We start from the raw sequence: 19,440 nt of genomic DNA on the forward strand, positions 1-19,440 counted from the left end.
TCAAACCATCGAAACGAAATGCGAGGTGGCGCCCGGGCCTTTCGGGACGGGCGCCGGAGCGCGCCCCTACTCGGCGGCGGCGCGGCGCTGCACGCCGCGGTCGCGGGCGAGGCGGTTGCCGAGGACGCCGATGCAGGAGACGAAGGCGCTCTGGACCCGGGCCACGTCGCCGGTGAGCTTGTTGTAGGCCATCACCGCCGGGATCGCGACGACGAGGCCGATCGCGGTGGCGAACAGGGCCTCGGCGATGCCGGGCGCCACGACCGCGAGCGAGGTGTCCTGGCTCTTCGCGATCGACGAGAACGAGTTCATGATGCCCCAGACCGTGCCGAACAGGCCGATGAACGGGGCGGTCGAGCCGGAGGTGGCGAGGAGCGCGAGGCCGCCCTGAAGACGCTTCACCTCCAGGCCGAGGGCGGCGCGCATGGCGCGCTCGATGCGGTCGCGGCGCTCGGCGCGGGTCTCGCTCTGGTCCTGGTCGCGCCAAGCCTCGACGCCGGCCTGGACGACGCGGCCGGAGATGCCCTTCTGCTCGCCGTCGAGGTTGCCGCCGGAGCGCACCAGCGCTTCGAAGGCCTTGGCCTGACGCTTGGCCGCGGCCAGGCGCACCATCTTCTCGAACACCACGGTCCAGCAGGCGATCGAGGCGACCACGAGCAGGAGCATCACGCCCTTCACGATCGGATCGGCCTGCAGGAACAGGCCGATGAACGACAGATCGTGCGCGGCAGCGATCGGGGCGGAATTCTCCATCACGGGCTCCTCAAATCATGATCCGGTGCGGCAACGGCCGCGTGCCGCCCGGAGGCGGGGCTGCCTCCGGCCGGTCCGTCGGGTTCGGTCCGGCCGCCCCCCGGAGGGCGACGGCGCATCTCGGTCAGCGGTCGAAGGGAACGCCGGCCTTGGTCTCTGTTTCGGTCCGCTCCAGGCAGGCGTCGCGGCCGCCGGCATCGCCCTCGCAGGCGAGCACGTCGTTGAGCAGCACGCGGCCGATCTTGGGGCAGCCGATGCCTGAGAACTCGAAGATCTTCACCGTGGTCTTGCGCGCCGGCAGGGGGCCGAGTTCGACCGCGACCCGCTTCTGCGCCACGCCCTCGGTGTCGAAGGCGAAGAGATCCACCTTGTAGGATTTCAGCGCACCACCCCGGCCGTTATCGACCAGCAAGGTGACGCGGCAGGCCTCGCCCGCGGGCTCGAGGCGGTTGAGCTGCAGCTTCAGCGGCGCCTTGTCGGCGGATGCGGCCTCCTGCGCGGCGGCAGCTCCCCCGAAGGCGAGGCACGCCGTGGCGGCGAGGGCCGCGCGCCCGAGCCGGATCCGCCCGAAGGCTCCTGAGAACACCCGTCCCGTCACCGTCCGTCCTCTCCCCGCTCGATCCGTCATCGCGCTTCAGAATCCCGTTCAGCCTCAGTGCAACCGCCCGCCCGCCGGACGGACAGCCTCGCCGCCGCCGAGCCGCTCGGCCGCGGCATCGATCGCCGCGACGGCGGCGCGCACCGCGGCCACGAGGCGCGGCGCGGAGTCGCGGCCGGTGATCGCCGCAGCCTCCTGCGCCACCTCGTCCCAGAGGCAGCGCCGGCCGCGGCCGAGCAGGCCGACCAGCGCGCATTCGTGCCCCGTCACCCGGCAGCAGGTCGCCGGCATGAAGGACCAGTCGCGGTCGCGCTCCGCCCGCAGCGCCCGCACGATGCCGACCGCGCAGGCCACGAGGCGGCCGCCATCCTCGACGCCGAGCAGCCGCTCCGCCCCGTCGAAGGCCGCGTCCCAGCAGGCCACGTCGCTCGTCATGTAGCCGGCGGCCACGAAGCGGACCACCGACAGGGCGAGGACGTCGGCATCGTCCCCGCAGACATCCGTCACCCGCGGCATGGGGCTCTGGCTCGGCGGGATCGACGACGCGGTCATGGGACCTCCGGTCCGGCAGGTGACCCTCAGGCCGCCGGCCACGGGCGAAGAATGCCTGCGGCGATATCCGAGGTCGGCCCCCCGGATCAAGGCTTGCCGAGAAAATCAGAGCAGTTCCAAACTGTTACCGAAGTGGGGCGAATGGTCGAACGACGAAGTCCAGCAGTATTGGTGTGGATTTGCCGTTTTCTCCCGGCACGATCTGCCGATTCATCCCAACCCGCCCCATCCCGATTCCGGCCGCCCGAACCGGCGCGTCGCTGTGCAGGGGTAGTGCGGGTAGGCCTCCCGTCCCTTGATGAGGGTGGCGCAGCCGCCATATCCTGCCCGTCCCGGTCCGCGGCCGGGTGGAGCGCTGCACGCGCGGGCTCCAGTGCGACGAGGTGCCCATCGGACCCGGAGACCGGCTCCGGAGCCACGGGGCCTCGCTGGAAGGCTAGGCCACGATGACCCGTCCCTCACCGTTCGGACACCCGTTCCTGCTCGGCTTCGACGAGATCGAGCAGGCCCTCGACCGGGTCTCCAAGGCCGCCAACGACGGCTATCCGCCCTACAATATCGAGCGCGTGCCGCGCACCGAGAACGAGCCGGAGCGCCTGCGCATCACCCTCGCGGTGGCGGGCTTCACCCGCGACCAGCTCGACGTGATGCTGGAGGAGAATCAGCTGGTCGTGCGCGGTCGGCAGGTGGAGGACCGCGAGCGGCACTACCTGCACCGCGGCATCGCGGCGCGGCAGTTCCAGCGCGCCTTCCTGCTCGCCGACGGGATGGAGGTGCTCGGCGCCGACCTCTCGAACGGGCTGCTCTCGATCGACCTCGTCCGGCCGGAGCCCGAGCGCGTGGTGCGCAAGATCGCGATCGCCGCGCGCGATTGATTACGGGGCGAGGGGTTCCCAGATAGGTGTCAAGCCCCGCGGTCGCTCCGGGACCTCCGGGGCGAAACGCTCTGCCTTGAAGGAGGGCACGCGCTATGACCGACCTGAACGCCTCCCCGCTGACCCCCGCCGATCTCGACCCCGCCCAGTTCAACGCCGCCGATCTCGCGGCGCTCGGCGAGGGTCACATCGCCTATGTGCGCCCGATCCGCTCGGACGAGGTGAAGCGGATGTTCCCGCAGGCCCCGGACCTCACCCCCGGCCTCGATCTCTTCGCCCTGCTCTCGGCCAGCGGCGCGCCGATCCTGCTCGCGGATTCCCGCGAGGTCGTGCTCGCGAACGCCTTCGCGCACGACCTGCAGCCGGTGAGCCTGCACTGAGGCCTTTCCCGACCTCTCCGGTGCCGGCGACGACGGGGCCTTGGCGCCCCGTCGAAGGCGTTCGGCGCCGTCAGCCCATCTCCGCCACCGCCGCCGCGAGCCGCGCAATGTCCTGCGGCCGCGACAGGCGGTGGTCCCCGTCCGCGATCAGGGTGAGCACGGTGCCCTCGGCCGGCAGGCGGTCGAGCAGCTTGAAGGCGTGCGGGTGCGGCACGTCCGGGTCGCGCATGCCTTGCAGGATGTGGACCGGGCAGCCGAGATCGAGCGGCCCCGTGAGCAGCCGGTTGGCGCGCCCGTCCTCGATCAGCCGCATGGTGACCGGGTCGGGCTCGGGCGCATAGGCGCTCTGGCGCATCCAGACCCCGTCGCGCTCCAAGGTGTCGCGCACGGATTGCGGGAACTGCGCCCACATCAGGTCCTCGGTGAAATCGAGGGCGGGGGCGATCAGCACGAGACCGGCCGCAGGGCCGGCGCCCCACGCGAGGCGGTTGCGCGCCGCGAGGCAGGCGACCCAGCCGCCCATCGAGGAGCCGATGAGGACCGGGCGCTCCGGCGCATGGGCCGCGATCACCGCCTCCGCGTCCACCAGCCAGGTCGAGATCGTGCAATCGGCGAAGGCGCCACTCGACTGGCCGTGCCCGGTATAGTCGAAGCGCACGAAGCGCCGCCCGGCCCCGGCCGCCCAATCGTCCAGGGCCGTCGCCTTGGTGGCGCCCATGTCCGAGCGGAAACCGCCGAGCCAGACCACCGGCGGCCCGCTCCCGTCGCGGACCCGGACCGCGATCCGCCGCGCCTCGGTGCCCGTGCCGACCTCGAGGAAGGCGGGGGTGTCGCCGCCATCAGCCATCTCGTTCTCCCGCTTGCGAGCTTCCCGCCCTGAACGCTTCGTCTTCAAGCTCCGTTTACCGGACCGTAAAGCGCGCCCCCGATCCTGAGGCAATGTTCACACGCGTTTTGTCGGACCGCCCTCCGCCCCGTCCGGTGCGCCGCCGATGATCGCGGGGACGCATCCGTTGAACGGCTTCCGCTCCGAGGCCGCGCCGCTCGCCGGGGCCTGCGTGCTCCAGATCATCCCCGAGCTCGAGGCGGGCGGGGCCGAGCGCACCACCGTCGACGTGGCCGAGGGGCTCGCCGCAGCGGGCGCCCGCGCGCTCGTCGCCACCGAGGGCGGCCGGCTCGTGGGCGAGCTCCAGGCCAAGGGCGGAAGCTGGGTTCCGTTCCCGGCCGCCTCGAAGAATCCGCTCGCCATGGCCCTCAATGTCGGGCGCCTCGCGCGGCTGTGCCGCCGCGAGGGCGTGCAGATCATCCATGCCCGCTCGCGCGCGCCGGCCTGGGTGGCGCTCGGCGCCGCGCGCCGCCTGCGCCTGCCCTACGTGACCACCTATCACGGCAGCTATTCCGGCCGCACCGGCGTGAAGGTGCTCTACAACTCGGTCATGGCCCGCGGCGACGTGGTCATCGCCAACTCGCACTACACCGCCGACCTGATCCACCGTCTCCATGCCGAGCAGGCGGGCGACCGGGTCCAGGTGATCCACCGCGGCACCGACCTCGCGACCTTCAGCCCGGTCGCCGTGGGCCCGGCCCGGGTCGAGGCCCTGCGCCGGGCTTGGGGCGTGGCACCCCACCAGCGCGTGGTGCTGCTCGCCGCCCGGCTCACCGCCTGGAAGGGGCACCGCGTGCTGATCGAGGCCGCGGCGCAGATGCGCGACCGCGGGATCGGCGACCTCGCCGTCATCCTGGCGGGCGATCCGCAGGGGCGGGCCGCCTACGAGCGTGAGCTCGACGCGCTGATCGCGGCGCGCAACCTCGGCGGCATCGTGCGTCGGGTCGGCCATTGCACGGACATGCCCGCAGCCTTCCGGGCGGCCTCCGTGGTGGCGGTGCCCTCGATCGAGCCGGAAGCTTTCGGCCGCTCGGCCGTGGAGGCGCAGGCGCTCGGCACGGCGGTGGTGGTCTCCGATCTCGGCGCGGTGCCCGAGACCGTGCTCAGCCCGCCCGACGTGGAGCCCGCCCAGCGTACCGGCTGGCGCGTGCCGGCGGGCGACCCCGCCGCGCTCGCGGGCGCTCTGGCAGAGGCCCTGACCCTCGGTGCCAGCGCGCGCGACGGCTTGGCCCGGCGCGCGCGAGCCCATGTCGAGGCGAACTTCTCGCTGGAGCGCATGGTCGGCGACACGCTCGCCGTCTATGCGAGGCTCCTCAGACGATGAGAAGTGGGCACCGCCTCGGCTTTGCCGGGGATGGATCTTGCGCGAAGGCCTGCGCGTTCTCACATCCGAACGTGTCAATTGGGGAACCATTTGCGAAGATTGCCACCCCGTCATGCGGTGACAGGTTGACTCGTCGAGCGCTTGAGCCAAGGTAGGGCGATCCGGAATATGGCCGGAGCGTTCGGCGGTCGGGGCATTTCCGGATGGATGTCCCCGGATCGCCGTTTCGTCGTTGCACCAGGAGATAGCAGCCATTCGTAGACCTATGAGAGCCATGCCGGCCCCGCAGAAGGACGGGCCGCGCGCCAACCGGGACATTCGCGGCGTCCGCGAAGTGCAGCTCATCGACGATACCGGACAGAACCGGGGCGTCGTCCAGTTCTTCGACGCCCTTCAGATGGCCGAGGAGGCCGGGCTCGATCTCGTCGAGATCGCCCCGAACTCGGCGCCGCCGGTCTGCAAGCTGCTGGATTACGGCCGCTTCCGCTTCAACGAGCAGAAGAAGCAGAACGAGGCGCGCAAGCGTCAGAAGACGGTCGAGGTGAAGGAGATCAAGCTCCGCCCCGGCATCGACAAGCACGACTACGACGTGAAGATGAAGTCGGTGCAGCGCTTCTTCGAGGAGGGCGACAAGGTCAAGGTGACCCTGCGCTTCCGCGGCCGCGAGATGGCCCACCAGGATATCGGCCTGCGCCTCCTCGAGCGCGTGAAGTCCGAGACCGCCGAGATCGCCAAGGTCGAGAGCGAGCCGATGCTCGAAGGCCGGCAGATGATCATGATCCTGGCGCCGCGCTGATTCGGCGGGCTGACAGGTCGATCGCGTTCGCGCCGTCCCCTTCGGGACGGCGCTTTCGTTTGGGCCGTGCCCCGCTTATCTGATCGCCATGGCCCTCGCCCCCGAAGAGATCGAACGCTACGCCCGCCACCTCGTCCTGCGCGAGGTGGGCGGCCCCGGACAGGGCAGGCTGAAGGCGGCGCGCGTCCTCGTGATCGGGGCGGGCGGGCTCGGCGCGCCGCTGATCCAGTACCTCGCCGCGGCCGGCATCGGCACGCTCGGCGTCGTGGACGACGACATCGTCTCGCTCTCCAATTTGCAGCGACAGGTCATCCACGGCACGCCCGATCTCGGCCGGCCGAAGGTCGAGAGCGCCGCCGAGGCCGTGGCCCGGCTCAATCCGCATGTCCGGTTCGTGGCCCATCCCGAGCGCATCACCGCCGAGACGGCCGCCGACCTCGCCGGGCAGTACGACGTGGTCGCCGACGGCTCGGACAATTTCGCGACGCGCTACGCCGTGTCCGATGCCTGCTTCCATGCCAAGCGACCGCTGGTGACGGCCGCGCTCGGCCAGTTCGACGGCTCGCTGACCACGATCCGCGCGCACGAGGCCGGGCCCGACGGGCGCCCGAACCCGACCTATCGCTGCCTGTTCCCGAACCCGCCGCCGCCCGGCAGCGTGCCGCCCTGCGCCGAGGCCGGGGTGCTCGGGGCGCTCGCGGGCGTGATGGGCTCGCTGATGGCGATGGAGGTGATCCGCGCCGTCGCCGGATTCGGCGAGCCGCTGGTCGGGCGCCTGCTCATGGTCGATGCCCGCTCGATGCGCTTCGAGACCCTGCACTACGCCTGGGACGAGGCGAATCCGCTGAGCGGCACCGCCGCCTGAGCGGCCGCACCGATCACCCGTTCACCCGCTCCACCTTGCTCACAGCGCGCTTGCCGCGCAGCTCGGCGATGATCGCGTTGAGGTGCTGGAGGTCCCAGACCGAGAGGTCGATGCCGACATCGGTGAAGTCCTGTGTGCGGCGCTTCATCGAGATGTTGTCGATGTTGCCGTCGTGGTCGGCGATGACCTGGGCGATCTGGGCCAGAACGCCGGGCTCGTTGATCGATTGCAGGGCGAGACGCGCGGGGAAACGCTCGGTGGTCGGCCCCTCGATGTCCCAGCGCACGTCGATCCAGCGCTCCGGCTCGTTGTCGAAGGCCGCGAGCGCCGCCGACTGGATCGGGTAGATCGTCACGCCGATCCCGGGGGTCAGGATGCCGACGATGCGGTCGCCCGGCACCGCGCCGCCGTTCGGCGCGAAGCTCACCGGAAGGTCGCCGGCGAGCCCGCGGATCGGGATCGCGCCGGATTGCGCCGCCTCGTCCCCGCCCTCGGGGAAGGTCAGGCGCATGGTCTGGTCCTTCGAGCGGGTGAGCCGCCCGGCGCCGTTGATCGGCACCTGCGGCGAGGGCGACGCGATCCGGCGCTCGTCCTTGTAGTCGGGATAGACCGCGCGCACGACGTCGCCGGAGAACATCTCGCCCCGGCCGACCGCCGCGAACACGTCCTCGACCGAGGCCCGGGCGAGGCGCGGGAGAGCGCCGCGCAGCTTCTCGTCGGTGAAGCTCTTGCCGGCCCGCTCGAAGGCGCGGTCGAGGATCTGGCGGCCGAGCCCGGCATATTGCCGCCGCACCGCCGAGCGCGTGGCGCGCCGGATCGCCGCCCGCGCCTTGCCGGTGACGACGAGGGATTCCCAGGCCGCCGGGGGCGCCGCTCCGTCCGAGCGGGCGATCTCGACCTCGTCGCCGTTGTTCAATTCGTGCAGCAGCGGCACGATGCGGCCGTTGATCTTGGCGCCCACCGCCGAGTTGCCGACATCCGTGTGGACCGCGTAGGCGAAGTCGATGGGCGTGGCGCCCCGCGGCAGGGCGATCAGCCGGCCCTTCGGGGTGAAGCAGAAGACCTGGTCCTGGAACAGCTCGAGCTTCGTGTGCTCCAGGAACTCCTCGGGGCTGTCGCCCTCGGCGAGAAGCTCGATCGTGCGGCGCAGCCACTGATAGGCGCCGCTCTCGGTGGCGAGCTTCGGGTGGATGCCGCCCTCCTCGCGCCCCGACACCTCCTTGTAATGGGCATGGGCCGCGATGCCGTACTCGGCGATCTCGTCCATCGCCGCGGTGCGGATCTGCAACTCGACGCGCTGGCTGCGCGGACCGATCACGGTGGTGTGGATTGAGCGGTAATCGTTCTGCTTCGGGGTCGAGATGTAGTCCTTGTAGCGGCCCGGAACCATCGGCCAGCTCGTGTGGACGACGCCGAGCGCCGCGTAGCACTCGGCCAGGGTCAGCACCACGACGCGGAAGCCGAAGATATCCGAAAGCTGCTCGAAGGCGACGGACTTGCGCTCCATCTTCGACCAGATCGAGAACGGCCGCTTCAGGCGCCCGGTGACGCTCGCCGCAATCCCCTGCGCGGCGAGCTTGGCGGTGAGGTCGCGCTCGATGCTCTCGACCATCTCCTCCGACTTCGCCGAGAGCTGCGTCAGGCGCTTGGTGATGGTGGCGTAGCTCTCGGGCTTGAGGTTGCGGAGCGAGAGATCCTCCAGCTCGTCGCGCAATTCCTGCATGCCCATGCGGCCGGCGAGCGGCGCGTAGATGTCGAGCGTCTCCTGGGCGATGCGGGCGCGCTTCTCGTCCGGCATGTGGCCCAGGGTGCGCATGTTGTGGAGGCGGTCGGCGAGCTTGACGAGGAGCACGCGCACGTCCGCCGCGACGGCGAGCAGCAGCTTGCGGAAGTTCTCGCCCTGCGCCGCCCGCTTCGAGACGAGGTCGAGGCGCTTGAGCTTGGTCAGCCCGTCGACGAGCGCGCCGATTTCGGAGCCGAACAGCTCGCGGATCTCGTCGAGGGTGGCCTCGGTGTCCTCCACCGTGTCGTGCAGGACCGCCGCGACGATGGTCGCGTCGTCGAGGCGCAGATCCGTGAGGATCCCCGCGACTTCCAGGGGATGGGCGAAGAACGGGTCGCCGGAGGCCCGCTTCTGCGCGCCGTGGGCGCGCATCGCGTAGACGTAGGCTCGGTTGAGCAGGGCCTCGTTCGCGGCCGGGTTGTAGCGCTTCACCCGCTCCACGAGTTCGTACTGGCGCATCATAACGCGAGACAGACCCTTGCCCTTCGGCTCGCCCGGCATGTTGCCGCGGCCCAAGTCTCCCGCATCGCACGCGTCCGCGCCAGATGCACGCGGTCGCATCGCGACTGTTTCCGGCGCAAGGGCCAAACAAAAAGCCCGGCGTCGCCGCCGGGCCTCGAATGTCGCGGGTGAACGGGGAGCTTCCTACTCGCCCTCGTCCTCGGTCTCGACCGGGGGCGCGAGGTTCTCGAGGCCGCGCAGCAGGTCCTCCTCGCTCATGCGGTCGAACTGGACGGATGCGTCGTCCGAGGCGGACTGGGGCGCCACCGCGGCGGCGGCCGGCGAGCTGGAGAGCAGCGGCACGGTCTCGGCCTCCGGCTCGTCCACCTCGACGTATTTCTGCATCGAGTGGATGAGCTGCTCCTTGAGGTCGTCGGCCGTGATGGTCTCGTCGCCGATCTCGCGCAGCGCCACGACGGGGTTCTTGTCGCGGTCGCGGTCGATGGTGAGGGGCGCGCCGGCGGCGATCAGCCGGGCGCGGTGGCTGGCGAGCAGGACCAGCTCGAAGCGGTTCTCGACCTTCTCGATGCAGTCTTCGACGGTGACGCGAGCCATTGCGGTGCGGCTCCTCTCAACAGGACGGTGCGGGACGAACGATGTCGGGCTGTGCGCGCGTCTTACACCGGATGCGGTTCTGCAACAAGCACAGCCCTTTGGGGTGATGCCGCGCGTCCCACCCTCCGTCACGCTGCCCTCACGCGGACCGGGTAGGCGTACCGGGCCCGAACCAACAGGGAGGATTGACGCGATGATCCGGAGCTTGAGCCGCCGCCATCTCCTCGGCTGCGCCTGCCATCTCGGCGCCGCCGCGCTCGCCGCCGCGGCCCTGCCGCCCTCCGCGTGGGCGGCCGTGCCCTCGTCGAAGCGCACCACCATGACCCCGGACGAGGCGCTGAAGGCGCTGAAGGACGGCAACAAGGGCTTCGCCACGGATTCGCCGGTGCGCGCGGTCCAGGGCCGCGAGCGGCGCATCGAGATCGCGCTCGGCCAGACGCCGTTCTGCGTGCTGGTGAGCTGCTCCGATTCCCGCGTCTCGCCCGAGATCCTGTTCGGGCGCGGCCTCGGCGAGCTGTTCATCGTGCGCAACGCCGGCAACACCGTGGACACGGCGGCGCTCGGCTCGATCGAGTACGCGATCTCGCAGCTCGGGGTGCCGCTGATCCTGGTGATGGGCCACAGCCGCTGCGGCGCCGTGGAGGCGGCCTGCAGCGTCGTGAAGGACAACACGCAGTTCCCCGGCTCGATCGGCCGGATGATCGAGCCGATCGTGCCGGCCGCCCTCGCGGTGCGCGACAAGCCCGGCGACTTCGTCGAGAACGCGGTGCGCGCCAATGTCGACCGCATCGTCACGCGCCTGCGCACCGCCTCGGAGCCGTCGCTGCTCGACCCGCTGAAGGCGGGCAAGCTGCGCATCGTCGGGGCCGCCTACAGCCTCGATTCCGGGGCGGTCGACTTCTTCAACGAGGCCTGAGCCTCTCCGAGGACCCGGAGCCTCGAGCGACGCGGCGAGGCTCCGGACCGTGCCCGCGGTCAGGGATTCGCCGCGGGCGTGCCCGAGGCGGCCGGCGCCGCGCGGCGCAGCTTCGCCGCGGCATCCACGACGGCCTGCTGCCCGCGCCGGTAGACCGTGCTGCGCAGGCTGAGGAAGCGGGAGACGAGGTCGCGGCCCATGGTCATCCGGCGCAGGCGCAGGCTGACGCCGACCGAGAGCTGGTCGGCGGCGACCTTCTTGGGATGCTTATAGTACGACCCGATCTTGGCCGCGCCCATCCCCGGCGTCGCGAACCAGGCCGGCAGGAGCGAGGCCAGGACGGTGACGTCCGACAGAGCCTTGCGGATGCCGGTGCCGTAGGCCGGGCAGGTGGTGCAGAAGGCGTCGCCGATCACCACCACGCCGTCGCGGACGGGATTGGTGATCTCGACGAGATCGATCGGCCGCTGCTGGATCGCGCCTACGGGCTCGATGGTGCCGTAGGCCCGCGCGAGGCCGGGCATCAGCCGGCGCATGGTGCCCGTGGGATCGGCCAGGAACGCCTCGGCGGCGGTCCCGCCCCGCGGCCAATAGGTGAACAGGTTGGCGCGGATCTGCGTGCCGAGCGGGAACAGGGTGAGGTAGGCGACGCCGTCGCCCCCCGCCTCGGCGCTCCAGATCAGCTGCTCGCCGGCGAGCAGCGCGTAGGTGAAGGCCGTGTTGAAACCGTAGACCAGGGTGTTGCCCTGGCTGACCAGGCGCCGCTCGAAGCCGAGCTCCCGCTGCAGGCCCTCGCCGAGGCCGGTGGCGACCACCAGGAGCCGGCCCGCGAAGCGCCGCCCGTCGGCGAGCGTGAGCATCTGCACGTCCGCGCCCGTCGCGGTGGCGGCCACGCGTCCGGTCACGCTCGTGACGCCGCGCGGCAGGGCAGCGCGCACGGCATCGACGAGCTCCGGATAGTGGAAGGCGAATTCCTGCGAGGCCATGCGCTTGATCAGCCGGCCCCAGCGGCCCTCGATGACCGTGTGCAGGGGCGTCGCCACGGCGCGGGCGCCCGTCCCAAGGCCGAGCCGGTCGAGCACGCCCATCTCGCTCGAGGAAAACTTCTCCGCCCGGAATTCGCGCGGGTGGGTATCGCGGGCGGCGATCAGCAGCACCGTCCGTCCCTCGCGCGCGGCGGCCGCGGCGAGGCTGAGGCCCGCGATGCCGGCGCCGACCACCAGGACATCGTAAAGGGGAGCTTCCGTCTGCATGGGCGATGCGTTCGATTCTGGGACGGGGTCTGCGGCTTCGGGCTGGATCATTGCGGGACGCCTCCACGGCCACCGCACGGACACGACCCGTTCTGGGACGTCGCGGCGACCATTCGGGGCTTGCGGCGCAAGTCCCGTGCACGGCCGGGCCGGCTCATTTTGCGTCGCATGATTGACTTCGATGGCCTGCGATGCGAGTGCGCCGCGCTTTCCGACACGCGATGAATCACGGCGGAGCCATGGCGCGCGCACTCATCTTTCCGGGACAGGGCAGCCAGGCGGTCGGCATGGGCAAGGCGCTCGCCGAGCGCTTCCCCCAGGCCCGCGCAGTCTTCGAGGAGGTCGACGCGGCGCTCGGCCAGAACCTGTCGGACCTGATGTTTGAGGGCCCGGCCGACGAGCTGACGCTCACCACGAACGCCCAGCCGGCGCTGATGGCCGCGAGCCTCGCGGCCCTGCGCGTGCTGGAGGCCGAGCGCGGCCTCGACCTCGTCCGCGACGTCGCCTGCGTCGCCGGCCACTCCCTCGGCGAGTACGCGGCGCTCGCCGCCGCCGGCAGCCTCACGGTCTCGGACGCGGCCCGGCTCCTGCGCATCCGCGGCGAGGCGATGCAGCGGGCGGTCGCGCCCGGGGCGGGCGCCATGGCGGCGCTGATCGGCGCCGAGATCGAGACGGCGCATGCCATCGCGGAGGAGGCCGCGGGCGGAGAGATCTGCGACGTCGCCAACGACAATGGCGGCGGCCAGGTCGTGCTCTCCGGCCACAAGGCCGCGGTCGAGCGCGCGGTGGCGATCGCGCAGGGGCGCGGCATCAAGCGCGCGGTGATGCTCAACGTCTCCGCGCCCTTCCATTGCCGCCTGATGGCGCCGGCGGCCGAGGCCATGCGCGCGGCGCTCGCCGAGGTCGCGCTCCGGGCGCCGAAGGTCCCGCTCTACGCCAACGTGACGGCGGCGCCGGTCTCCGACCCCGATGCGATCCGCGACAACCTCGTGGCCCAGGTCACCGGCACGGTGCGCTGGCGCGAGAGCGTGGCGGCCATGGCGGCGGCGGGCGCCGACCTCTTCAACGAGGTGGGCTCGGGCAAGGTCCTGACCGGCCTCGTCAAGCGCATCGCGCCGGGCGCCTCGGCCTCCGCCATCGGCACCCCCGATGACGTCGCCGCCTTCGCGCCCTGAATCCGGGTTGCCAAAGGCCTCAGGCCTTTGGTGGGGTGTCGGGGCAAAGCCTTGACGTTCGATCCCAGGGCTCCGCCCTGGAACCGCCAAAGGGATGATCCCTTTGGGATCCCGGCCCACGCCTTTCACAGGACGACAGCATGTTCGATCTCAGCGGCCGCAAGGCTCTCGTCACCGGCGCCACGGGCGGCCTCGGCGGCGCCATCGCGCGGGCGCTCCACGCCCAGGGCGCGACCGTCGCCCTGTCCGGCACCCGCGCCGAGGCGCTGGAGGCGCTGGCGGGCGAGCTCAGCGAGCGCACCCATGTGGTGCCGGCCAACCTCGCCGAGGCCGCGTCCGTCGAGGCGCTGGTGCCGGCCGCGGAGGCCGCTCTCGGCGGGCTCGACATCCTCGTGAACAATGCCGGCATCACCCGCGACAACCTCTTCCTGCGCATGAAGGACGAGGAATGGGAGCAGGTGATCTCGGTGAACCTCACCGCCGCCTTCCGCCTCTCGCGCGCCGCGGTGAAGGGCATGATGCGCCGCCGGGCGGGCCGCATCGTCAATATCGGCTCGGTGGTCGGCACCACGGGCAATCCCGGTCAGGGCAACTACGCCGCCGCCAAGGCCGGCCTCGTCGGCCTGACCAAGGCGCTCGCCGCCGAGGTGGCCTCCCGCAACGTCACCGTGAACTGTGTCAGCCCCGGCTTCATCACCTCGCCGATGACCGACGTGCTGAACGAGAAGCAGCGCGAGGGCATCCTCACCCGCGTGCCCGCGGGCCGGCTCGGCACCGGCGCGGAGATCGGCGCCGCGGTGGTCTACCTCGCCTCCGACGAGGCGGCCTACGTCACGGGGCACAATCTGCACGTGAACGGCGGCATGGCGATGGTGTGAGAGGGGCCCGTTCGGTCAAGATCAGCAGGAACTTGGGCAGAGAGGACGGTTCGTCCCCGTCCATCTCATCATCCTGAACCTGCTTCGCCCTCGTACCCAACCCGGTGCGAGGGCGCTCGCCGGGCAGACGGGTCATGATGCGATATCCGCCGATGTCCCACTTCAATGGTGATCGAGCGGCACCACCCGATCGATCTTTCAGCCCGCCCGGGACGCCTCAGTTCAACTTCCGGATGACGTGCTTCTCGAGAAACATTCCGAGAGAGAACGCAGTCAGAGCGAAGAGAACTGTATAGACGTAATCGACCTGAACGCCCATCTGCGGATAATATCCAAGCCGAACCCATTCGACGACCTGGACAGCCGGGTTGTATTTGAGGATCGAATAAATCTGGTCCGGCAGGAAGTGCGGCAGGAACATCACGCCGCTCGAGAGATACATTAGGATGTTAAACAGGATGTAGCCGATCTGCCAGGCGGGGAAAAACGCACAGATGGCCACGTTGATCGTGCCGATGCCGAGACCCAGCATGATCGCGCAGAGATAGCCGCAGACCGCGACGAAGGAATCTTCCGGCCGGGGATCGATCCCGGCGGCGACCAGGATCGAGACGATGGTGAGCAGGCCCAGGAATCCGGTCACGATCTCGACCAGGAGCCTCGCGAAGATCACGTCGACCAGCTTCACCTGTGGATAGTAGGTCAGCGGTCTGTTCTGCATCACCGCCTTCATCACCTCGCGAGAGATGTACTGGTAGCACAGTACCGGCACCGCCCCACTTGCGAAGAAGATCGCCCGGGACTCGCCGATCGGCGCCGGAACGTGGCGGAAGGTGTAGATCAGCACCAGCATGAAGACGTGCGTCACCGGCCACAGCACGACGACCGCGTAGCCCCAATGCGAACCGCCGAAGCGGGTCCGCATGTCGCGCAGCATCAGTGCGTGCAGCACGTGCAGGTAGGCATCCATCCGGCCCCGCTTCGGCGCGGAGGTGGGAAGGCTCGCGGATCCGTACATGGAGTGTCCGTCTTGTCTCGGCGCGCTTCCTGCCCGCAAATCGCGCCAAGAATGTGAATGCGACGGCCCGTCCCCGGCGATCTTGCGGTGTCGGGGACCCTATGCGCATCGTCCGGCCGGGCTCGTCCCGCGGATCGGAGGCTTCCCCGTCGATGGATCGGCTCACGCGCGTTGCGTTCCGCCTGTTGCGCGCCTTGGAATGGGGGGAGAGGCGCCGCCGCCGCATCCGCGATCGGGCCATCCTGGCGGAATCGGACCTGTTCGACGCCGATTGGTATCGTCGGACCTATCCGGAGGTCGCGGCCTCCGGCTGGGATCCGCTCGATCACTTCCTCACCTACGGCGCGGCCGGCCGGCATTCGCCCGGACCGAGCTTCGACGCCCCGGCCTATCTCGCGGCCAATCCCGACATCGCGGCGGACCGGGCCAACCCGCTGCTCCACTATATCGAGCATGGCCGGCGCGAGCGGCGGCCTCTCGCCCCGCGCGGGCCCGCTCCCGACGCAACGGGTCGCCGTTAGGGCGGTTTGCGCCCGCATCGGGTGCCGGGCCGGGCATCCGGGCCGACAGCCTCATCCGAGTGTTACCGACGAGGCCGTAGCGGCCAGATTCGAAACGTTCTATATGGGCGCCAGGCTGCGCCGCGCGAGTCCGGGTCGTCCAATTCGACCCTCGCGCACCTCCTGCTCGGGCACACCCGAGGCGGCGCGCGCTCTGTCGGAGCGCACCGGCCGAACACAGAATCCGTGGCGCAGGAAATGCCTGCGCGTGTTCGACAATCGCCAGCGAGGAAATAGAGAGCCGTGGCATCACTTGACAGCTTCAAGTCCCGCCAGACCCTTGAGGCCGGGGGCAAGACCTACACCTATTACTCGATTCCGGCGGCCCAGAAGGGCGGCCTCGCCGACGCCGCCGCGCTGCCCTTCTCGATGAAGGTGCTGCTGGAGAACCTGCTCCGCTACGAGGACGACCGCTCGGTCCGCAAGGCCGACATCGAGGCCACGGTCGCCTGGCTCGGCAACCAGGGCAAGACCGAGACCGAGATCGCCTTCCGCCCCGCGCGCGTGCTGATGCAGGACTTCACCGGCGTGCCGGCCGTGGTGGACCTAGCCGCGATGCGCGACGCGATGGTCGCGCTCGGCGGCGACCCGCAGAAGATCAACCCGCTGGTTCCGGTTGATCTCGTCATCGACCACTCGGTGATCGTGGACGAGTTCGGCACGCCGAAGGCCCTGGCCGACAACGTCGCGCTGGAATACGAGCGCAACGGCGAGCGCTACACCTTCCTCAAGTGGGGCCAGTCGGCGTTCCGCAACTTCTCGGTGGTGCCCCCGGGTACCGGCATCTGCCACCAGGTCAATCTCGAATACCTGTCGCAGACCGTCTGGACGAAGTCCGAGGACGGCTCGGACGTGGCCTATCCCGACTCGCTCGTCGGCACCGACTCGCACACCACGATGGTGAACGGCCTCGCCGTGCTCGGCTGGGGCGTCGGCGGCATCGAGGCGGAAGCGGCCATGCTCGGCCAGCCGCTCTCGATGCTGATCCCCGAGGTGGTCGGCTTCAAGCTCTCCGGCAAGCTGCCCGAGGGCACCACGGCGACCGACCTCGTGCTCACCGTCACGCAGATGCTGCGCAAGAAGGGCGTGGTCGGCAAGTTCGTGGAGTTCTACGGCCCCGGCCTCGACGACATGGCGGTGGCCGACCGTGCCACCATCTCCAACATGGCGCCCGAATACGGCGCGACCTGCGGCTTCTTCCCGGTCGACCAGAAGACCATCGACTTCCTGAAGGTCACCGGCCGCCAGGACGACCGCATCGCCCTCGTCGAGGCCTATGCCAAGGCGCAGGGCATGTGGCGCGACGCCGATACGCCCGATCCGGTCTTCACCGACACGCTCGAGCTCGACATGGGCGACGTGCAGCCCTCGCTCGCCGGCCCCAAGCGCCCGCAGGACCGGGTGCTGCTGGCCGACGCCAAGACGGGCTTCGCCGGTGCGATGGAGACGGAGTTCAAGAAGGCGGCCGACATCGCCAGCCGCTACGCCGTCGAGGGCACCAACTACGATATCGGCCACGGCGACGTGGTGATCGCGGCGATCACGAGCTGCACCAACACCTCGAACCCGAGCGTGATGATCGGCGCCGGTCTGCTGGCCCGCAACGCGGTGGCCAAGGGCCTCACGGCCAAGCCCTGGGTGAAGACCTCGCTGGCGCCCGGATCCCAGGTCGTCGCCGAGTACCTAGAGAAGGCCGGCCTGCAGAAGCCCCTCGACGCGCTGGGCTTCAACCTCGTCGGCTTCGGCTGCACCACCTGCATCGGCAATTCGGGCCCGCTCCCGGCGCCGATCTCGAAGGCGATCAACGACAACGACGTGGTCGCGGCGGCCGTGCTCTCGGGCAACCGCAACTTCGAAGGCCGCGTGAACCCGGATGTCCGCGCCAACTACCTCGCCTCGCCGCCGCTCGTGGTCGCCTACGCGCTCGCCGGCTCGCTGCAGGTCGACCTCACCAAGGACCCGATCGGCAAGGGCAGCGACGGCCAGCCCGTCTACCTGAAGGACATCTGGCCGTCCTCGGCCGAGGTCGCCGCGTTCATCGAGGAGAACATCACCTCCGCGCTGTTCAAGAGCCGCTACGCGGACGTGTTCGGCGGTGACCAGAACTGGAAGGACGTCGAGGTCACGGAGGCCGAGACCTTCGCCTGGAACGGCGGTTCGACCTACGTTCAGAACCCGCCCTACTTCGTCGGCATGGAGAAGACGCCGAAGCCCGTGACCGACATCGAGGGAGCCCGCATCCTCGGCCTCTTCCTCGACTCGATCACCACCGACCACATCTCGCCTGCGGGCAATATCCGCGCGGCCTCGCCGGCCGGCGAGTACCTGCAGTCGCATCAGGTGCGCGTGCAGGACTTCAACCAGTACGGCACCCGGCGCGGCAACCACGAGGTGATGATGCGAGGCACCTTCGCCAATATCCGCATCAAGAACCAGGTGGTGAAGGACGCCTCCGGCAACGTGGTCGAGGGCGGGTGGACGCACTTCCAGCCCTCGGGCGAGAAGATGTTCATCTACGACGCCGCGATGAAGTACGCCGAGACCGGCACCCCGCTCGTGATCTTCGCGGGCAAGGAGTACGGCACCGGCTCGTCCCGCGACTGGGCGGCCAAGGGCACCAAGCTGCTCGGCGTCCGCGCCGTGATCGCCGAGAGCTTCGAGCGCATCCACCGCTCAAACCTCGTCGGCATGGGCGTGGTGCCGCTGGTCTTCCAGGGTGACACGAGCTGGCAGTCGCTCGGCCTCAAGGGCGACGAGACCGTCACCATCAAGGGGCTCTCCGGCGAACTGAAGCCGCGCCAGACGCTGGTGGCGGAGATCAAGTCTGCGGACGGCTCGGTGAAGGAGGTCCCGCTGACCTGCCGCATCGATACGCTCGACGAGCTCGAGTATTTCCGCAACGGCGGCATCCTGCCTTACGTGCTGCGCTCGCTCGCGGCCTGATGCATCGGCCGGGCGGCTTCCCGCCGCCCGGCTGTCACCCAAGCAAAGAACCCCGCGCCGGGCATCCGGCGCGGGGTTCTTCATTTCAGGAAGCAAGCCGTCGGGGCTCTGCCCCGACACCCCGTCAAAGGGATGATCCCCTTGGGATCCCCGATCGTCAGGCGGCGAGCGCCACCGTGTAGGCGGCCTCGGTCTTGGCGCGGACCTCGTCCTCGGTGACGCCGTCGGCGAGCTCGATGAGCGTCATGCCGCCATCGCCCTTCTTGTCGATGGTGAAGACGCCGAGATCCGTGATCACCATGTCGACCACGTGCGTGCCGGTGAGCGGCAGGTCGCAGGCCTTGAGGAGCTTCGCGCTCTCCGAGCCGTCCTTGTTCTTGGCGACGTGCTCCATCACCACCACGACGCGCTTCACGCCCGCCACGAGGTCCATGGCGCCGCCCATGCCCTTCACCATCTTGCCGGGGATCATCCAGTTGGCGAGGTCGCCGTTCTGGGCCACCTGCATGGCGCCGAGGATCGACAGGTTGATGTGTCCGCCGCGGATCATCGCGAAGGAATCGGCCGACGAGAAGTAGCTCGTGGTCGGCAGCGCCGTGATCGTCTGCTTGCCGGCATTGATCAGGTCCGGGTCCTCCTCGCCCTCGTACGGGAAGGGGCCCATGCCGAGCATGCCGTTCTCGGACTGAAGCTGCACCGACATGCCGTCGGGGATGTAGTTCGACACCAGCGTCGGGATGCCGATGCCGAGGTTCACGTAGAAGCCGTCCTCCAGCTCACGCGCGGCGCGCGCTGCCATCTGCTCGCGGGTCCAGGCCATGGATCTCTC

At 70.0% G+C, this 19,440-nt stretch carries 19 protein-coding genes; 10 read left to right on the plus strand and 9 right to left on the minus strand.

Annotated features, from left to right (window positions below; all coding sequences use genetic code 11):
- Window positions 1-66: 66 nt before the first annotated feature.
- From MTDSW087_RS01290 to MTDSW087_RS01300, 3 genes are all read right to left on the minus strand, one after another.
- Window positions 67-753, minus strand: a complete 687-nt coding sequence (locus MTDSW087_RS01290; RefSeq protein WP_144759066.1) for a MotA/TolQ/ExbB proton channel family protein — start codon at window positions 751-753, stop codon at window positions 67-69.
- Window positions 754-877: 124 nt separating this feature from the next.
- A complete protein-coding gene (locus tag MTDSW087_RS01295; RefSeq protein WP_144759069.1) occupies window positions 878-1,381 on the minus strand; it encodes a Tat pathway signal protein in 504 nt (167 codons plus the stop codon).
- 24 nt (window positions 1,382-1,405) lie between these two features.
- Window positions 1,406-1,903, minus strand: coding sequence for a hypothetical protein (locus MTDSW087_RS01300; protein ID WP_186383694.1), 498 nt, complete (start codon window positions 1,901-1,903; stop codon window positions 1,406-1,408).
- 446 nt (window positions 1,904-2,349) lie between these two features.
- Between MTDSW087_RS01300 and MTDSW087_RS01305 the strand changes: the two genes are divergently transcribed.
- Window positions 2,350-2,778, plus strand: coding sequence for an Hsp20 family protein (locus tag MTDSW087_RS01305; RefSeq protein ID WP_144759072.1), 429 nt, complete (start codon window positions 2,350-2,352; stop codon window positions 2,776-2,778).
- A 95-nt stretch (window positions 2,779-2,873) separates the two neighbouring features.
- The gene (locus MTDSW087_RS01310) at window positions 2,874-3,158 is read left to right on the plus strand and encodes a BQ00720 family protein (protein ID WP_144759075.1); all 285 of its coding nucleotides are present in this window, start codon (window positions 2,874-2,876) and stop codon (window positions 3,156-3,158) included.
- Window positions 3,159-3,228: 70 nt separating this feature from the next.
- On the opposite strand, the gene MTDSW087_RS01315 is transcribed toward MTDSW087_RS01310, so the two are convergent.
- On the minus strand, window positions 3,229-4,005 hold the full coding sequence (locus tag MTDSW087_RS01315) for an alpha/beta hydrolase (protein WP_144759078.1): 777 nt from the start codon (window positions 4,003-4,005) through the stop codon (window positions 3,229-3,231).
- Between the two features lie 145 nt (window positions 4,006-4,150).
- On the opposite strand from MTDSW087_RS01315, the gene MTDSW087_RS01320 reads away from it, so the two are divergent.
- The 3 genes from MTDSW087_RS01320 to MTDSW087_RS01330 all read left to right on the plus strand — a co-directional run bounded on the left by MTDSW087_RS01320 (window position 4,151) and on the right by MTDSW087_RS01330 (window position 7,029).
- The gene (locus tag MTDSW087_RS01320) at window positions 4,151-5,368 is read left to right on the plus strand and encodes a glycosyltransferase family 4 protein (RefSeq protein ID WP_144759080.1); all 1,218 of its coding nucleotides are present in this window, start codon (window positions 4,151-4,153) and stop codon (window positions 5,366-5,368) included.
- 274 nt (window positions 5,369-5,642) lie between these two features.
- On the plus strand, window positions 5,643-6,164 hold the full coding sequence (gene infC / locus MTDSW087_RS01325) for a translation initiation factor IF-3 (RefSeq protein ID WP_238178883.1): 522 nt from the start codon (window positions 5,643-5,645) through the stop codon (window positions 6,162-6,164).
- Window positions 6,165-6,252: 88 nt separating this feature from the next.
- Window positions 6,253-7,029: a HesA/MoeB/ThiF family protein gene (locus MTDSW087_RS01330; protein ID WP_144759087.1), complete on the plus strand. Its 777-nt coding sequence runs from the start codon at window positions 6,253-6,255 to the stop codon at window positions 7,027-7,029.
- 13 nt (window positions 7,030-7,042) lie between these two features.
- Here the strand turns inward: MTDSW087_RS01330 and MTDSW087_RS01335 are convergent, their stop codons facing one another.
- Together MTDSW087_RS01335 and rpoZ are read right to left on the minus strand one after the other, a co-directional pair.
- Window positions 7,043-9,274 carry a RelA/SpoT family protein gene (locus MTDSW087_RS01335; protein ID WP_144759496.1) on the minus strand — a complete coding sequence of 744 codons (2,232 nt, stop codon included), beginning with the start codon at window positions 9,272-9,274 and terminating at the stop codon, window positions 7,043-7,045.
- Between the two features lie 183 nt (window positions 9,275-9,457).
- Complete coding sequence (gene rpoZ / locus MTDSW087_RS01340) at window positions 9,458-9,868, minus strand: DNA-directed RNA polymerase subunit omega (RefSeq protein ID WP_144759090.1); 411 nt, start codon at window positions 9,866-9,868, stop codon at window positions 9,458-9,460.
- A gap of 193 nt (window positions 9,869-10,061) precedes the next feature.
- On the opposite strand from rpoZ, the gene MTDSW087_RS01345 reads away from it, so the two are divergent.
- On the plus strand, window positions 10,062-10,784 hold the full coding sequence (locus MTDSW087_RS01345) for a carbonic anhydrase (protein WP_144759093.1): 723 nt from the start codon (window positions 10,062-10,064) through the stop codon (window positions 10,782-10,784).
- Window positions 10,785-10,843: 59 nt separating this feature from the next.
- Here the strand turns inward: MTDSW087_RS01345 and MTDSW087_RS01350 are convergent, their stop codons facing one another.
- Window positions 10,844-12,037, minus strand: a complete 1,194-nt coding sequence (locus tag MTDSW087_RS01350; protein ID WP_186383695.1) for an FAD-dependent oxidoreductase — start codon at window positions 12,035-12,037, stop codon at window positions 10,844-10,846.
- Between the two features lie 239 nt (window positions 12,038-12,276).
- Between MTDSW087_RS01350 and fabD the strand changes: the two genes are divergently transcribed.
- Entirely contained in the window at window positions 12,277-13,212 is a 936-nt protein-coding gene (gene fabD / locus MTDSW087_RS01355; RefSeq protein WP_144759099.1) for an ACP S-malonyltransferase, read from the plus strand.
- 140 nt (window positions 13,213-13,352) lie between these two features.
- Entirely contained in the window at window positions 13,353-14,090 is a 738-nt protein-coding gene (gene fabG / locus MTDSW087_RS01360) for a 3-oxoacyl-[acyl-carrier-protein] reductase (protein WP_144759102.1), read from the plus strand.
- Between the two features lie 217 nt (window positions 14,091-14,307).
- Here the strand turns inward: fabG and MTDSW087_RS01365 are convergent, their stop codons facing one another.
- Window positions 14,308-15,060: an ABC transporter permease gene (locus MTDSW087_RS01365; protein WP_238178881.1), complete on the minus strand. Its 753-nt coding sequence runs from the start codon at window positions 15,058-15,060 to the stop codon at window positions 14,308-14,310.
- A gap of 200 nt (window positions 15,061-15,260) precedes the next feature.
- Here MTDSW087_RS01365 and MTDSW087_RS01370 point away from each other — a divergent pair, with 200 nt between their 5' ends.
- Together MTDSW087_RS01370 and acnA are read left to right on the plus strand one after the other, a co-directional pair.
- The gene (locus tag MTDSW087_RS01370) at window positions 15,261-15,629 is read left to right on the plus strand and encodes a hypothetical protein (protein ID WP_144759108.1); all 369 of its coding nucleotides are present in this window, start codon (window positions 15,261-15,263) and stop codon (window positions 15,627-15,629) included.
- A gap of 282 nt (window positions 15,630-15,911) precedes the next feature.
- Window positions 15,912-18,611, plus strand: a complete 2,700-nt coding sequence (acnA, locus tag MTDSW087_RS01375; RefSeq protein ID WP_144759111.1) for an aconitate hydratase AcnA — start codon at window positions 15,912-15,914, stop codon at window positions 18,609-18,611.
- Between the two features lie 157 nt (window positions 18,612-18,768).
- On the opposite strand, the gene MTDSW087_RS01380 is transcribed toward acnA, so the two are convergent.
- Window positions 18,769-19,431 carry a 3-oxoacid CoA-transferase subunit B gene (locus MTDSW087_RS01380; RefSeq protein WP_144759114.1) on the minus strand — a complete coding sequence of 221 codons (663 nt, stop codon included), beginning with the start codon at window positions 19,429-19,431 and terminating at the stop codon, window positions 18,769-18,771.
- Window positions 19,432-19,440 lie beyond the last annotated feature (9 nt).

Source organism: Methylobacterium dankookense (genome assembly GCF_902141855.1).
Taxonomy (GTDB): domain Bacteria; phylum Pseudomonadota; class Alphaproteobacteria; order Rhizobiales; family Beijerinckiaceae; genus Methylobacterium; species Methylobacterium dankookense.